The following is a 15,247-nucleotide window of genomic DNA, read 5'->3' as shown; positions in this document are numbered from 1 at the left end:
AAAGATTAACGAGTCGTGCGTGATTGTTGATAGCGTTGCGCGATTTCACTGACAAGTTGTTGCGCGACTTTTTGCTTGGAGTTCAATGCGAGCGCGTGTTCGCCTCGATCATCAAAGATTGAAACCGTCGTGTGATCAGCGTCCATCACGTGTTGTGCCAGATTTCCAATCAACATTGGAATGCCTTTACGAAGCCTTTTGGCGTGCGCGAATTCAGATAAATTTTCAGTTTCAGCTGCAAAACCTACGCACCAGGGCGCATTTTTTTGTGTCGCTACATTCGCCAAAATATCCGGGTTAGCCTCAAACTCAATGTTTGGCGTGGTCTTGCCATCTTTTTTGATTTTTTCTGGAGATACATTTTTTATCCGCCAGTCAGCGACCGCAGCAACTGAGATAAAAATATCTTGTCCGTTTAGATTTTGCATGACGGCATCGTGCATTTGTTGTGCGGATTCGACATTGATGCGGGTGACTCCATAAGGGCACGGCAATGCAGTCGGTCCAGACACGAGTGTGACTTCAGCACCTGCCTCCCAGGCTGCCTGTGCGAGTGCATAGCCTGTTTTCCCGGAGGAACGATTACTCAGGACACGAACGGGATCAATCGGTTCAACAGTTGGACCTGCAGTCAGCAAGACACGCAAGCGTTCAAAATGTTTCGGTTGAAAAAAGCGTCGGAGTTCAGCGATGATCTCCAGAGGTTCAAGCATGCGACCATCGCCAGTCTCGCCGCAGGCTTGCTCTCCCGAACCTGGTCCCAATATTTTGACTTTGTCCAAGGCAAGTTGCTGGACATTTCGTTGCGTGGGCGCAGCAAGCCACATTTCTCTATTCATGGCAGGCGCGACAAGAAGCGGACATGCGCGAGCAAGGCATAAGGTTGACAGCAAATCATCTGCGCGTCCCTGCACGAGCTTGGCCATAAAGTCAGCTGATGCGGGAGCAATCAGAATCGCATCCGCACCACGTGAGAGTTGAATGTGTGCCATGTTGTTGTCAACACGGCTATCCCAGGCGTCGACAAATACTGGACGACCACTGAGTGCTTGCATTGTGACGGGAGTGATAAAGCGCGTCGCGGCTTCAGTCATCACCACATCAACTTGAGCGCCGCGTTCGATGAGTCGACGCACTAGATCTGCCGCCTTGTAGCAGGCTATGCCACCGCTTAAACCCAATACAAGTCGTTTGTCATGAAGATCTTGCATGCTGACCCCGAAGGCGAAGAATTTCATCGATGACTAAAAGAATAGCACCGACGGTAATGCCAGTGTCGGCGATATTGAAAGCAGGGTAGTACCAATCTCGCCAGTAAAAAAGCAAAAAGTCGATCACATGACCATAGGCGATGCGATCGATCACGTTGCCAAGCGCTCCACCGAGAATCAATGAAAGCGCGAACAAAAAACGATGCTGCGTGCGGTGCGTATGCATCATCCAGACTATAAATATGCTGGCACCCAAACCCAGGGCTGTAAAAAACCATCGCTGCCAGCCTGGCTGGTCAGCCAGAAAACTAAATGCAGCGCCTTTGTTATAGAGCAAAGTTAGGTCAAAAAATGGCCATATGTTGATACGCTGCCCATATCGCAATGCATGATCAAAGCCGATTTTAGTGAACTGATCGATGACAATCAGGAAAATCGCCACGAATAGCCATCTACCCAAACCGCTGTAGCGTTTTGGGAGGATGTTGGCGGATTCATTTTCCTGTTTGATATTGACCATCTTCAGGATGATGCAGCGTCATTCAGACTCTCTACGCAGCGACCGCATATGTGAGGATGAGTGGGGTCTTGACCGATGTCATCGCGCCAATGCCAGCAACGCTCGCATTTTTCATGCGTCGAGGGAGCAATGTGTATGATGATTTCTCCAGCTCCCGCTTTTACACCTACACGGGAAACAATGAAGATAAAAGGCAGTTGTGCAGAAACACTTTGAAGCAAGATAAGATCTTCGCCGCTTGCCTCAATATCAACTTCGCCTTGCAAGGAGGAACCAATGCTGCCGGCACTGCGCAAATCTTCAAGTTTGCGCATCACCATGGCGCGAATTTCGCGCAATCTGGACCATCGTTGGTGTAGTGATTCTGGATTCTCAATTTGTGGAAGCGTGTGAAAACATTCCGTGAAAATGGTGATTCGACCAATGTCTGTTGCAGACTTCAGTGTTGAGTTGAGCAAAACTCCCCAGGCTTCCTCAGCGGTAAAAGACAGTACCGGGGCCATCAGCTTGAGTAAAGTCTGAGTGATGTGAAGCAGAGCGGTTTGCGCTGAGCGTCGAGCATGGCTGCGTGGAGCCGAGGTGTACAGGCGGTCTTTCAGTACATCGAGGTAAAACGCACCAAGATCTTCCGAGCAGAAATTCTGAAGGCGCGACATCGCAGGGTGGAAGTCATAATGCTCGTAATCGGACAGAACCTCTTTCTGCATTTGCAAAGTCATTGCCAATGCGTAGCGATCGATCTCCAGCATCTCCTCCGGCGATATGGCATCACGTGCTGAATCGAAGTCAGCGAGATTCGCAAGTAAAAATCTGAGCGTATTGCGGATGCGACGATAACTCTCAACAACGCGTTTTAGGATCTCGTCCGAGATGGACAGCTCCCCCGAATAGTCCGTGCTTGCCACCCACAGTCTCAGAATTTCAGCACCGAGGCTGTCTGATACCTTTTGTGGGGCGATGACATTGCCGACAGACTTACTCATCTTTCGACCCTGGCCATCCACCACAAAACCGTGCGTTAACAGGCTTTTGTAGGGTGCTCGTCCCTCAAGCATGCAACCCGTAAGCAAGGAGGAATGAAACCAGCCACGATGCTGATCCGAGCCTTCGAGATACATGTCCGCTGGCCAAGGGAGCTCTCCATGTGAGCCGTGGTGCTGGTTGTCAGCGCCGCCGAGGACTGTGGCGTGCGTCGTGCCTGAGTCAAACCAGACATCCAGGGTATCTCGATTTTTTACGTAATCTTTGGCATCCGCGCCGAGTAAATCTTCGGGTTCAATGGATTGCCAAGCCTCGATACCTGATTTTTCAACACGTTTGGCAACTTCTTCGAGCAATGCTGGCGTGTTTGGATGCAGTGCTCCCGTTTCCTTATGAATGAAAAACGCCATAGGTACGCCCCATTGGCGCTGTCTGGAGAGGGTCCAGTCAGGCCTGTTGGCGATCATCGCATGAAGGCGGGCACGCCCCCAGGCTGGATAGAAAGCCGTAGCGTCAATCGCTGTTAGTGCGCTTTCACGCAAAGTCGGTCCGCCGTCTTTAGGTGTAACGTCCATCCCCGCGAACCATTGACTGGTTGCACGGTAAATGATGGGAGTCTTGTGACGCCAACAATGCATGTAGCTGTGTGTATGGGGCTCTTGTTTGAGGAGCGTTCCCGCTTCGGTTAGTGCCTCGACGATTTTAGGATTAGCTTCCCAAATGGTGAGACCTCCGAAACCAGGTAAGGAGGGCACGTATTTTCCGTCACCCATCACAGGATTGATGATGTCCGCATCCTTCATGCCGTGTGCTTTGCAAGACAGGAAATCCTCGACACCATAGGCGGGTGCAGAGTGCACGACACCCGTGCCAGTGTCTAGCGTGACATAGTCACCCAGGTAAATGGGTGACAGGCGTTTGTAGCCTTCGTGAAAGTTTGCCAGAGGGTGCTCAAAGTTGATTTGATTGAGCGCTTGGCCGACACATTCAGCGACAATTTCGCCCTCAAGACCCCATTCTTTGAGGCACGCCTCAACACGATCTGAGGCCAGAATCAAGAGCGATCCTGTTGATGGTGCGGGAGAGACTTTGACAAGTGCGTATTTGAATTCAGGATGAATATTCAGAGCCTGGTTCGAAGGAATTGTCCATGGCGTCGTCGTCCAGATGACAATCGCACCAGCGCCTACTTCAGGCTGTCCAAAAACCTTGGCAATTGCCTGACGATCTGCAAAAGGAAAGGCGATGTGAACAGCAGGGTCTTTGCGGTCTGCGTATTCAACTTCAGCTTCTGCCAACGCAGATCCGCAGTCAAAACACCAATTAACAGGCTTCAGTCCCCGGAAGACATAGCCTTTTTCCAAAATACGTCCGAGCGCGCGAATTTCGTTTGCTTCGTTGCTGAAATTCATTGTCAAGTAAGGACGATTCCAGTCACCCAATACTCCCAACCGCTCAAAGTCTTTTTTCTGTCTTTCGATTTGTTCGAGCGCGTAGGCTCGGGCTTTGGACTGGACCTCAGCGACAGGCAGATGTTTTCCAAATTTCTTTTCAATCTGGATTTCGATGGGCATGCCGTGGCAGTCCCAGCCAGGAACGTAAGCAGCATCAAACCCTGCCATATTCCGACTCTTGACGATAATGTCTTTCAGAATTTTGTTGACTGCATGACCAATATGGATGTCACCGTTTGCATAGGGAGGACCATCATGCAGTAAAAAGGTCGGCCTGCCGCGACTGGCGTCACGAATAGCCTGATAGACCTTTTTTTCTTGCCATTGCGCGACCCATAAGGGTTCTCGACGCGGGAGGTCCCCACGCATCGGGAAAGGAGTGTCGGGCAGATTGAGTGTGTTTTTATAGTCCATGGAGCGCAAAGTAAGCGCGCGCATGCTGCGCATCGGCATGCATGGCGGCAGTCAAGGTTGGCAGATCGGGAAACTTTTCTTCATCCCGCAGATGCTGCAGGAGTTCAACGCGCACGAGTTTACCGTATGCGTCTACATTCAGATCAAATAAATGGGTCTCAAGCAGAATTCTCCCGTCATCTTCGACAGTCGGACGGACGCCCAGGCTGGCTACCCCAGGAAGCGGATCAGGCCCCAGGCCGTGGGCGCGAACGACATATATCCCAGATCTCGCGGCGCAGCGCGGGGTGACGCGCATATTCATCGTGGGCATATCAAGCGTGCGGCCAAGCTTTTTACCGTGAATAATATGTCCAGTCATCCCATAAGGGCGTCCCAGCAGGTTTGCGGCTCGGCTCATATCTCCCTCTGCGAGGGCTGCACGCACTTCAGAGCTTGAAATACGACGTCCATGATCATCTGTGATGTCACTCAATGTGTGCACTTCGATGCCGCATAGATTTCCCAGCGATTTGAGCAAATTCACGTCCCCCGCACGCTGGCGACCAAACTTAAAGTCTTCGCCAACCAGAACCCAACGGACGTTCAGTTCGATCGCCAGCCATTTTGTGACAAAGTCAGAGGCCGACATTTCCGCCATTGCTTGATTAAAGCGTGCGAGCACGACTCGTTCGATTCCAGACTGCGCCAATGCAGTCAATTTGTCACGTAGACCGGTGATTTGTGGGGGTGAGAGCTCAGGTCGGCGATTCAAATTGGCAAAATATTGCCTGGGATGGGGAGCGAACGTGAGAATCGTCGGGGAGAGCGCGAGACGTTGCGCTGCCTCACAGACTTGGGCAATCATGGCCTGATGCCCACGGTGTACCCCGTCAAAGTTACCAATTGACAAGGCGCAAGGCAGGCGTAAATCTGGCGCGGGAGCTTGGCGAAAAATGCTGAGAATGGTTTTCACGGGTGACAGTTTACAATTTCAGACTAGCCTTATCTTGGAATACCATGCCCGACCCTAAAAATTTACGCCCTCGCTTTGTGATTTTGATCTCTGGACAAGGGTCCAACATGCAGGCGATTGTTCAGGCGTGTCAATCTGGCGCTTGCAACGCAGAGGTTGCAGCGGTGATTGCCAGCCGGGCTGAAACTTCAGGTATGGTCTGGGCGGCAGGACAGGGGATCGAAACAATCGGGCTCGCCCATACTGCGTATCCCTCCAGGGACGCTTTCGACGAGTCTCTTGCTGCCTCCATTGACCTTTTTGACCCTGACTATGTCCTGTTGGCGGGGTTCATGCGGGTCTTGACACCTCGATTCGTTGAGCGATACGCAGGTCGGCTGATTAATATTCATCCTTCACTTTTACCCGCATTCCCCGGCTTGCATACGCATGCCCAAGCATTGGCTACGGGAGTTCAAGCCCATGGATGCACCGTACACTTTGTCACTCCGGTGCTCGATCACGGTCCAATCATTGCGCAGGGTGTTGTTCCTGTTCTGTGTGACGATACGCCTGAGACATTGGCAGCACGTGTACTCAGCATGGAACACACCATCTATCCGCAAGTTGCCTGTTGGCTTGCACAGGGCCGTGTACATCTGACCAGCGATCAACGCGTTCAGATTGACGGCGTCACCACACGACTTTTTAATTCAGGCCATCAATCATGAGCAATCCCAGCAAACCCGGCCGTCGGCCGCATGGCGCGACAGGAGCAGGGCGAGGCAATAAAAAAGATGCCGCGCGTGCCGCTGCGCTGAGCGCTTCAGCTGGAGCGGTTAGACCGGGTTCTGCCACTGAAAGACTAATGAATGCTCAGCCTCGCGGCAGTCGTCCGTCAGGAGAACGTGCGTTTCCCGGGCAAACATCGGCTCAGATTGCCAGCCAAGACAAATTACCCGTCGTTTCCACATACGTTCCAAAGCCTCGCCAGCCCGTGATGACCGTTCGGCTAGATCAGATCCGCCAGGTTCTTGAAGAGGTCCTGACATGGAGGTTTGCGGCGGATTCAATTGTTTCCCATTGGTTCAGAGCGCATCCCAAGCTTGGTATTCGTGACAGGGCCGAGGTCGCCGAGGTTGTCTATGATGTGCTGCGACATTTGCGCCGCTATCGCCAGCTCGGTGAGAGTGGAGTTGGCAATGCCGTACGTCGTCTGGCGATACAGGGCGCAATCGCCATATTGGGGGCCGAAAAGGTACGTCCTGTATTGGATGTGGGCGAGCTGGCATGGCTTGACAGGATTGCTCAAATTGAAGAGCAATCATTGTCATTGCAAGTGCGTAGCAGTCTGCCTGATTGGTTGTTCGATCGGCTCAAGGATATGCCTGAACTTGAGGCTCTAACCTCAGCCCTCAACACAGCAGCGCCACTTGATATTCGCGTCAATCCCATGAAGGCTGACCGCGATGAAATGTTAGCTGACTTGATCAAGGGTAATGGGGTGAGACATGCTCCTGTCGCCACACCATACTCGCCATGGGGCATCCGTCTGAAAGGGCGGCCCGCCATGAACAAGTGGCACCAATTCGAGCACGGGTTGATTGAGGTGCAAGATGAAGGTAGCCAGTTACTCGCACTTCTTGTGGGCCCCAAGCGTGGCGAAATGGTGATTGATTTTTGTGCGGGAGCGGGAGGCAAAACACTGCTACTAGGCGCGCTGATGCGTTCTACAGGAAGGTTATACGCCTTTGACGTTTCTGCCACGCGTTTAGCCAAGGCTAAACCTCGTTTTGCTCGCAGTGGTCTCTCCAATATTGTCCCCGTAGCAATTGAGCATGAAAACGACACCCGCGTGCGACGTCTGGCGGGCAAAGCGCAGCGTGTTTTAGTCGATGCGCCTTGCAGTGGTGTGGGAACCTTGCGTCGTAACCCTGACTTGAAATGGCGACAGTCCCTCCAGAGTCTCCAGGAGCTCACAGCTTTGCAGACTAAGATCTTGGCAAGTGCTTCCCGCTGCGTAGCCCCCGGGGGACGACTTGTCTACGCGACTTGCAGCTTGCTCAAAGAAGAAAATCAGGACCAGGCTGAGTTATTTTTAGCCAATCATCCTGATTTTGAACTGATTGACGCTGCACCTATTCTTGCTTCGCGGACGAATCTGCACATCGAGGGTCCTTATCTGAGTTTGCGGCCCGATGTACATGGCACAGACGGGTTTTTTGCCGCAATTTTTGAGAGAAAGAAAAGCGCCACATTAAAAAATACTGAGTCAGAAGAGATTCAGACCTTAGAGTCAAACAGTTTGGCAGAGACAGAAAACAAAATAAAAATTAGTCGTGAGGATGTTTAGGAGTTAACACCTGTTAAGCCTTAAATAGTTGATTTTGCGCAAAAACTTCGGGGGTTTTACTAGCAGAGAGGGGCTGTCTGGGATAAAATTACATCTAACTTAATGTCTTGGATCACAGACACTTACATGAACGACTTTATCTCTTTCGCAGCAGGCGGTTTGCTACAGGCCAATTGGTGGCAGGTGGTTCTATACACCTTGGGTATGACCCATATCACCATTGTTGCGGTCACCATTTTTCTCCATCGGAGCCAAGCACATCGCGGTCTGGATCTTCATCCGGCCGTCATGCATTTCTTCCGCTTCTGGCTTTGGATGACCACCGGCATGGTGACCAAGGAGTGGGTTGCAATCCATCGCAAGCATCATGCGCGCTGTGAACGTGACGGTGATCCTCATTCACCAATGATTTATGGCATTGGGAAAGTTTTATTTAGTGGCGCCGAGCTCTACCGCCACGAATCCAAAAATGCTGAAACCATCTCAAAGTTCGGGCACGGTACGCCTGACGACTGGCTTGAACGTCAGGTTTATTCCCGCTTCAGCGCGCGTGGCATTCTCTTGATGCTCGTCATTGACGTTGCTTTGTTTGGTTCAATCGGCCTGACAATCTGGGCGATTCAGATGGCCTGGATCCCTTTTTGGGCTGCAGGCGTGGTCAACGGCATCGGACACTATTGGGGCTATCGCAACTTTGCGAGTCCTGATACCAGTACCAACGTTTTTCCCTGGGGTATCCTGATTGGTGGAGAAGAGCTTCACAATAATCACCACGCCCATGGCACATCCGCCAAATTTTCCAGCAAGTGGTATGAGTTGGATATAGGTTGGATTTACATCTTGGGTTTAAAGGCCTTAGGTCTAGCCAAAATTAAAAAAGTCGCTCCCAAGCTTCGCCTTGAGTCCTCAGGCAAAGCCGGCGTCGATCTGCGTACGCTTCAGGGTGTCATCGCCCACCGTTATGAAATCCTTGCCCGTTATACAGGCATCATGAAAACTGCATGCAAGGACGAACTCGCACGTCTCAAAGCATCCAAGGCAGACAGTAAGGCCGATGCTTTAGCTGCAGCCACCCACTGGCTAGGAAGAGGCGAGGAAAACCTTGCGCCAGCCGAACGTGCGCGCATCGACCAGGCTTTGTCGCAAAGTGACTCGCTATCCACGCTTGTCCAGATGCGCCACGATCTGGTGAAACTCTGGGATAGTTCCACGGCCTCAAGTGAGCAACTTTTGCATGATTTGCAGGCTTGGTGTCAGCGCGCGCAGCAAAGTGGTATCTCAAGTCTTGAGGAATTCGCGTTGCGTCTTCGCCGCTACGCGGCATGATCGATAAGCTTAACGAACCTCAGCGAGACGCAGTCACCTTACCCGCCCAACACGCTCTCGTGTTGGCGGGGGCTGGTAGCGGTAAGACTCGGGTACTGACTACCCGAATGGCTTGGCTGATACAGACCGGTCAAGTGAGTCCGCTGGGCATTTTGGCCGTTACCTTTACAAATAAAGCCGCCAGAGAAATGGTTGGCAGGGTGTCAGCCATCATGCCAATTGATACCCGTGGTCTTTGGATTGGAACATTTCACGGTCTGTGCAACAGAATGTTGCGTGCGCATCATCGCGATGCAGGATTACCACAAGCTTTTCAGATCCTTGATACGGCTGATCAACTTGCAGCGATTAAAAGATTGCTCAAGGCGAACGGTGTCGACGATGATAAGTACCCACCTCGTGATGTTCAGCGCTTTATCAATGGAGCGAAGGAGGATGGTCAGCGTCCTGGTGATGTCGAGGCCTACGATAGCTTTCGTCGCCGATTGATCGAGATTTACACGCTTTATGAGGCGCAATGCCAACGGGAAGGTGTCGTAGACTTTCCTGAACTTTTGCTTCGCGCCTATGAATTGCTATCGCGCCACGCACCGATTCGCGAGCACTATCAACGTCGTTTCAAACACATCTTGGTCGATGAGTTTCAAGATACCAATACGCTTCAATACAAATGGTTGAAGCTGCTCGCAGGTGGCGGCGCGCACTTGTTCGCGGTGGGTGATGACGACCAGTCGATCTATGCGTTCAGAGGTGCGAATGTTGGCAATATGGCTGATTTTGAACGCGATTATGCCCAAGGCACGGTCATCCGACTCGAGCAAAACTATCGTTCTTTTGGTCACATCCTTGACTCAGCGAATGCATTAATCAGCCACAACACGGGTCGTCTGGGTAAAAATTTATGGACAGAGCAGGGCGAAGGTGAGCAAATCCGCGTTGTTGAGCAGCCAACTGATTTGCTCGAAGCACAGTGGTTGGTCGAAGAGGTTCGCGGATTAATTTCTGATGGCCGTGACCGGAGTCAAATCGCCATTTTGTATCGAAGCAATGCTCAATCTAGGGTGATCGAGCATGCTTTATTCTCTGCGGGCGTACCCTACAAGGTTTACGGTGGTTTACGCTTTTTCGAACGGCAAGAAATTAAACATGCGCTTGCCTACTTGCGTTTGATGGCTAATCTGGACGATGACACATCTTGGATGCGTGTCGTTAATTTCCCGCCACGAGGTATTGGTGCTCGAACGCTTGAACTCCTTGGGGACCAAGCCAAGGCTTATGACACGAGCCTAAGCGCGGCAGTTGCAAGAGTCCCGGGCAAAGCAGGCTCTAATCTTGCTCAGTTCTCTCTGTTGATTCAACGTCTTGTGGATGAAACGCGAAGCTTGCCCTTGCCTGAGCTGGTCGAGCACGTCATTGAACACAGTGGCTTGATTGCTCATTACGAACTGGATCGCGAGGGTGCGGATCGAATTGAAAACCTTCGAGAACTCATCACTGCTGCGGCTGCTTTTGTTGTTGAGTCTGATATGGGTGGTTTACCGGCCGGGGAAATTGTCCAGAAGGCCGGACTTGAAGATCCGATGCAAGAGGGTTTTGATGGACTTTCTCCGTTGATGGCTTTTTTGTCTCATGCCGCTCTCGAAGCCGGTGACAATCAAGCCCAGGCAGGCCAGGATGCGGTTCAGCTCATGACAGTTCATGCTGCGAAAGGACTTGAATTTGATGCCGTTTTCATCACTGGTATTGAGGAAGGTCTTTTTCCCCATGAGAACAGTATTCTCGAGCAAGCGGGACTCGAAGAAGAACGTCGTCTCATGTACGTGGCGATTACTCGTGCGCGTGAGCGTCTCTACTTTAGTCTCGCGCAAAGTCGTATGCTGCATGGACAAACGCGTTACGCAATGCGTTCACGGTTTTTGTCTGAAATCCCGGAAGAACATTTGAAATGGCTGACCCCCAAACAAGGGTTGAGTGATTCCGAACCACGATGGAAGTCTGGAGGTTCTGGTTTTGATGCGTATGCAAGACAAGGGAACGTCGCACGGGCCCCTGCTATTGTCCGCAGTTCAACCTCGGGTGTCACGGTCGGTAGTCAACAGTTTCGTGTCGGTCAGGGTGTGAAGCATGCGCGATTTGGTGAGGGCACTATTTTCGGGCTATCAGGTAGTGGCCTTGATGCCCAGGCGCAAATTCAGTTTCGAGATGTTGGAACGAAAACCCTTGCTCTTGGTGTCGCGAAGCTAGAGATTATTCAAAGCTAGCTTTAATTCTCTGTGTGCTTGGTGCAGACTCATTCAGGAGTTTGTATTCATACCAATTGACTCTAACTCGCTTTGAAGCTCGAGCCATATTTCTTCGAGTTCGTCATGTCTTTTCGTCAGTTCTCCGTGCTGAGCTAGGGTTTGAACGCGTTCCTGACGACGAGAATCCGTGTACAGATCAGGATCTGCAATTACCATATCGAGAGTTTTTAATTGATTCTGGATGGATTCAAGTTCTTTCTCGATCTTTACGAGCTTCGCTTCAATGGGTTTCTTTAAGGCTGAAGTACGCTGTCTTTCTTGAGCTTCATCGCGTTTCTGTTGCTTGCGATCCGCACTGGTAAGTTCTGCTCCGATCGTTGCATTCGAAGAGGTTTCCTGCTTTTTGGCATTGGCTTGATGCTCTGCTAACCAGTCACGATAGTCTTCCAGATCGCCATCAAACTCTTGGACGCTCCCATCGGCAACAATCCAGAAACGATCAACGGTCGTGCGCAGCAGGTGTCGATCGTGCGAGACGAGCAACATGCTCCCGCCAAATTCAGCCAAAGCAGTTGTCAAAGCTTCACGAGTTTCAACATCCAAGTGATTGCTCGGTTCGTCCAGCAGTAAAAGATTAGGCTTTTGCCAGACAATCAAGGAAAGCGCCAGTCTTGCTTTTTCGCCTCCAGACATCGGGGCAACTTTATCCATCACCCGATCGCCACCAAAACCAAAGCCGCCAAGGTAGTTACGCAGTTCTTGTTCACGCGTTTGAGGGGCGATTCGTGCGAGATGCTGAAGAGGACTGCTTTCAAGATCAAGCATATCGAGTTGGTGTTGTGCAAAATATCCTACTTCGAGTCCTCGCGAGGCATTGCGGCTACCTGCTTGTACTTCTAGTTCGCCCGCTAAAGTCTTGACGAGCGTACTCTTTCCTGCACCGTTTACACCCAGAATGCCAATACGGTCACCGCCTCTCACCATCAAGCGTACGTTTTGCAGAATCGGAATCTTCACCCCTTGATCATTGGTATATCCAGCCTGCATATCGTCAAGAACGAGAAGAGGATCAGGCATTTCCTCTGGCGATGGAATACGGATGTCGATGCCCGACTCTGCATGAATCGGTGCCAGTAACTCCATTCTGGCCAAGGCCTTCACGCGGCTTTGTGCTTGTTTGGCTTTAGATGCTTTTGCTTTAAATCGGTCAATAAAGCCTTGAAGACGCGCTGTTTCACGAGTTTGACGTTCCCAAGCTATTTTTGTCTGCCGCAGGCGTTCAGAACGCTGAATGACAAAGTCTTGGTATCCACCTTTGTAACGATTGAGTTTGCCTTGATCGAAATGAAGAATAGTTTGAGCGACAGCGTCCAGAAATTCGGTGTCGTGGGAGATGAGTAAAACAGTACCAGGGTAGGATCCAAGCCACCTTTCCAGCCAAAGCATGGCATCCAGGTCAAGGTGGTTTGTAGGTTCGTCAAGTAACAAGAGCTCGGATGGAGCCATCAACGCGCGCGCGAGAGCCAGTCGCATGCGCCAGCCCCCTGAAAAACTGTCGACGGGATGACTCCATTGGTTCGGCGAGAATCCCAGACCCGCAAGAAGCTGCTCGGCTCGCGACGCTGACGTCCATGCACCAGCCTCGATGAGTTCGGATTCTAGTTCAGCGATTCTGGCTCCAAGCGCTTCGGAACGCTCTGGCTCATTTTCAAGTGCCTCTGAAAGTTCACGACGTTCGTGTTGTAACGCACGCAAGTGTGTGTCACCATCAATGACAAACTCCCGTGCCGAATCATTACTGGCAGCGATTTCCTGCTTGACACTCGCCATACGCCAGCCCTGAGGCACTTCTAATGTGCCTGCATCAGCTTCGATTTCATGTTGAAGCAGAGCAAACAACGTCGATTTACCCGCTCCATTCTTGCCGACGAAACCTACGCGCTCACCTGGATGAACGACGAACTCAGTTTGATCCAGTAATACCTTGGAGCCACGACGAACCGTCAAACCTGAAGCACGAATCACGGTGTCAATTGCTCTTTAGTCAGGAGTAGGATCTGATCAGACGCTTCGGCTGTATCAAGCCAAACAGGCTCAAGCTCAGGAAATGCAGCTTCGAAATATGGCCGCTCATGCCCGATTTCGATCAACAGTAGGCCATTATCAGTCAGGTGGGCAGGCGCTTGTTCAATAATGGTACGAACGAGGTCCATGCCATCATCCCCGCCTGCGAGCGCAAGCGATGGTTCGTGCAGATATTCGGGGGGAAGTGTCAACATGGATGCAGAGTTGACATATGGAGGATTGCTAATAATCAGGTCATACTGAGCAGACACGGGCAATGGGTCATAGAGACTTCCGTGGTGCAAGTTCAGACGATCTTTGAGACCATGTTGCATGACATTGATCAATGCAACATCTAGCGCGTCTTTGGAAATGTCTGTCGCATCGACAAAAGCCTCGGGAAATTGATGGGCTGCGATAATCGCCAGACAACCAGACCCGGTGCACAGATCGAGGATACCCGTGACCTCGTAGGGATCTGTAATCCATGGGCTGAGTTGGTTCATCAATAATTCAGCGATAGGAGAGCGCGGCACAATTACGCGCTGATCCACATGAAATGCATATCCCTGCAACCAGGCTTCATGCGTGAGGTACGGTGCAGGCAAGCGTTGCTCGCACCGCAAGTCGATCAGTTTGAGCGCTGCATCACGTTCAGATGGCAAAACGTTCGCTGCCATGAAGGGCTCAAGCTGATCGGGTGGCAAATGCAAAGCATGTAACACCAAATAAACGGCTTCGTCCCAGGCATTGTCTGAGCCATGACCAAAAAATAATTTGTGTTCATTAAAGCGTGAAACAGCGTAGCGGATTAAATCCCTCACGCTGATAAGCGCCTGTCGTGAACTGTCCATCGGATGGGTCATGCCAGATTCAAGCCTGAAAATATTGAAACGCTCATTAGGCTCTCAACAAGTCATTGATACTTGTTTTAGCGCGGGTTTGCGCATCAACGCGTTTGACAATGATTGCGCAGTTTAGGCTATGTGATCCATCTGCAGCAGGCAAAGAGCCTGGAACAACGACCGAACCCGATGGCACCCGACCGTAATGAATTTCTTTTGTTTCGCGATCGTAAATACGCGTGCTCTGAGATAAAAATACACCCATGGCCAATACAGAGTTCTCTTCAACAATCACACCCTCTACAACCTCTGAGCGTGCACCAATGAAACAGTTATCCTCAATAATTGTTGGGTTGGCCTGGAGTGGTTCAAGTACTCCGCCGATTCCGACGCCGCCAGACAGGTGAACATTTTTTCCGATCTGCGCGCAGGAGCCGACAGTGGCCCATGTATCGACCATCGTTCCTTCATTGACGTATGCGCCGATATTGACATAGGAAGGCATCAACACAACGTTGCGTCCGATGAATGCTCCGCGACGGGCAACAGCGGGAGGAACGACACGATATCCGCCTGTTTTAAAGGCAGTATCGCCGTATTCGGCAAACTTCAGGGGAACCTTGTCGTAAAACTGCATGGGTGCCTGACCCATCACAGCATTGTCATACAGTCTAAAAGAAAGCAAAACAGCCTTCTTGATCCACTGATGGACTTCCCACTTGCCGTTGATTTTCTCAGCCACACGCAAACGCCCTGTGTCGAGGGCGTCGATGGTGTGTTCGACGGCCTCTCGAACAGCTGCATCAGCAGCCGAGGGTGACAAATTGGCGCGGTTTTCCCAGCCTTGTTCGATGGTTGTTTGAAGATCGAGAGTCATGATTTGCCTATGTAAGGGTTCAAAA

The 15,247-nt window shown here is 51.2% G+C and carries 11 protein-coding genes; 4 read left to right on the top strand and 7 right to left on the bottom strand.

Translation table 11 applies throughout. From position 1 onward, the window contains the following. Nucleotides 1–5 precede the first annotated feature (5 nt). Genes coaBC through QWY30_RS07990 form a run of 4 tightly spaced genes read right to left on the bottom strand, consistent with a single transcriptional unit; the run spans nucleotide 6 to nucleotide 5,535 of the window. Nucleotides 6–1,211 carry a bifunctional phosphopantothenoylcysteine decarboxylase/phosphopantothenate--cysteine ligase CoaBC gene (coaBC, locus tag QWY30_RS08005; RefSeq protein ID WP_290239922.1) on the bottom strand — a complete coding sequence of 402 codons (1,206 nt, stop codon included), beginning with the start codon at nucleotides 1,209–1,211 and terminating at the stop codon, nucleotides 6–8. Further along, on the bottom strand, nucleotides 1,195–1,731 hold the full coding sequence (gene lspA / locus QWY30_RS08000) for a signal peptidase II (RefSeq protein ID WP_290239920.1): 537 nt from the start codon (nucleotides 1,729–1,731) through the stop codon (nucleotides 1,195–1,197). The genes coaBC and lspA overlap by 17 nt, the downstream gene beginning before the upstream one ends. Before the next feature lie 2 nt (nucleotides 1,732–1,733). Then, nucleotides 1,734–4,580: an isoleucine--tRNA ligase gene (gene ileS, locus QWY30_RS07995; protein WP_290240105.1), complete on the bottom strand. Its 2,847-nt coding sequence runs from the start codon at nucleotides 4,578–4,580 to the stop codon at nucleotides 1,734–1,736. After that, nucleotides 4,570–5,535 (bottom strand): bifunctional riboflavin kinase/FAD synthetase, encoded by a 966-nt coding sequence (locus QWY30_RS07990; protein WP_290239918.1) that lies wholly within the window; start codon nucleotides 5,533–5,535, stop codon nucleotides 4,570–4,572. Before QWY30_RS07990 ends, ileS begins: the two co-directional genes overlap by 11 nt. 44 nt (nucleotides 5,536–5,579) lie before the next feature. Between QWY30_RS07990 and purN the strand changes: the two genes are divergently transcribed. The 4 genes from purN to QWY30_RS07970 all read left to right on the top strand — a co-directional run bounded on the left by purN (nucleotide 5,580) and on the right by QWY30_RS07970 (nucleotide 11,454). Further along, on the top strand, nucleotides 5,580–6,245 hold the full coding sequence (gene purN, locus QWY30_RS07985) for a phosphoribosylglycinamide formyltransferase (RefSeq protein WP_290239916.1): 666 nt from the start codon (nucleotides 5,580–5,582) through the stop codon (nucleotides 6,243–6,245). A 269-nt stretch (nucleotides 6,246–6,514) separates the two neighbouring features. Then, a complete protein-coding gene (locus QWY30_RS07980) occupies nucleotides 6,515–7,867 on the top strand; it encodes an RsmB/NOP family class I SAM-dependent RNA methyltransferase (RefSeq protein ID WP_435433379.1) in 1,353 nt (450 codons plus the stop codon). Nucleotides 7,868–7,993: 126 nt separating this feature from the next. Next, on the top strand, nucleotides 7,994–9,193 hold the full coding sequence (locus QWY30_RS07975; protein ID WP_290239911.1) for a DesA family fatty acid desaturase: 1,200 nt from the start codon (nucleotides 7,994–7,996) through the stop codon (nucleotides 9,191–9,193). Continuing rightward, complete coding sequence (locus QWY30_RS07970) at nucleotides 9,190–11,454, top strand: UvrD-helicase domain-containing protein (RefSeq protein ID WP_290239909.1); 2,265 nt, start codon at nucleotides 9,190–9,192, stop codon at nucleotides 11,452–11,454. Before QWY30_RS07975 ends, QWY30_RS07970 begins: the two co-directional genes overlap by 4 nt. Before the next feature lie 33 nt (nucleotides 11,455–11,487). Here the strand turns inward: QWY30_RS07970 and QWY30_RS07965 are convergent, their stop codons facing one another. The 3 genes from QWY30_RS07965 to dapD are packed head-to-tail and all read right to left on the bottom strand — an operon-like array spanning nucleotide 11,488 to nucleotide 15,222. Further along, complete coding sequence (locus QWY30_RS07965) at nucleotides 11,488–13,461, bottom strand: ABC-F family ATP-binding cassette domain-containing protein (RefSeq protein WP_290239907.1); 1,974 nt, start codon at nucleotides 13,459–13,461, stop codon at nucleotides 11,488–11,490. Next, the gene (gene prmB, locus QWY30_RS07960) at nucleotides 13,458–14,366 is read right to left on the bottom strand and encodes a 50S ribosomal protein L3 N(5)-glutamine methyltransferase (protein ID WP_290239905.1); all 909 of its coding nucleotides are present in this window, start codon (nucleotides 14,364–14,366) and stop codon (nucleotides 13,458–13,460) included. Before prmB ends, QWY30_RS07965 begins: the two co-directional genes overlap by 4 nt. A gap of 34 nt (nucleotides 14,367–14,400) precedes the next feature. After that, nucleotides 14,401–15,222, bottom strand: coding sequence for a 2,3,4,5-tetrahydropyridine-2,6-dicarboxylate N-succinyltransferase (gene dapD, locus QWY30_RS07955; RefSeq protein ID WP_290239903.1), 822 nt, complete (start codon nucleotides 15,220–15,222; stop codon nucleotides 14,401–14,403). Nucleotides 15,223–15,247 lie beyond the last annotated feature (25 nt).

Source organism: Zwartia panacis, assembly GCF_030410395.1.
In the GTDB taxonomy this organism is placed as follows: domain Bacteria; phylum Pseudomonadota; class Gammaproteobacteria; order Burkholderiales; family Burkholderiaceae_B; genus Zwartia; species Zwartia panacis.
This window is presented reverse-complemented; position numbering and strand designations above follow the sequence as displayed.

What these genes read in the sequence shown, in the direction of transcription:
- dapD (WP_290239903.1), bottom strand. Translation starts at nt 15,222, where the DNA reads ATGACTCTCGATCTTCAAACAACCATCGAACAAGGCTGGGAAAACCGC.
- prmB (WP_290239905.1), bottom strand. Translation starts at nt 14,366, where the DNA reads ATGACCCATCCGATGGACAGTTCACGACAGGCGCTTATCAGCGTGAGG.
- ileS (WP_290240105.1), bottom strand. Translation starts at nt 4,580, where the DNA reads ATGGACTATAAAAACACACTCAATCTGCCCGACACTCCTTTCCCGATG.
- QWY30_RS07980 (WP_435433379.1), top strand. Translation starts at nt 6,515, where the DNA reads ATGACCGTTCGGCTAGATCAGATCCGCCAGGTTCTTGAAGAGGTCCTG.
- lspA (WP_290239920.1), bottom strand. Translation starts at nt 1,731, where the DNA reads ATGGTCAATATCAAACAGGAAAATGAATCCGCCAACATCCTCCCAAAA.
- QWY30_RS07970 (WP_290239909.1), top strand. Translation starts at nt 9,190, where the DNA reads ATGATCGATAAGCTTAACGAACCTCAGCGAGACGCAGTCACCTTACCC.
- purN (WP_290239916.1), top strand. Translation starts at nt 5,580, where the DNA reads ATGCCCGACCCTAAAAATTTACGCCCTCGCTTTGTGATTTTGATCTCT.
- QWY30_RS07975 (WP_290239911.1), top strand. Translation starts at nt 7,994, where the DNA reads ATGAACGACTTTATCTCTTTCGCAGCAGGCGGTTTGCTACAGGCCAAT.
- coaBC (WP_290239922.1), bottom strand. Translation starts at nt 1,211, where the DNA reads ATGCAAGATCTTCATGACAAACGACTTGTATTGGGTTTAAGCGGTGGC.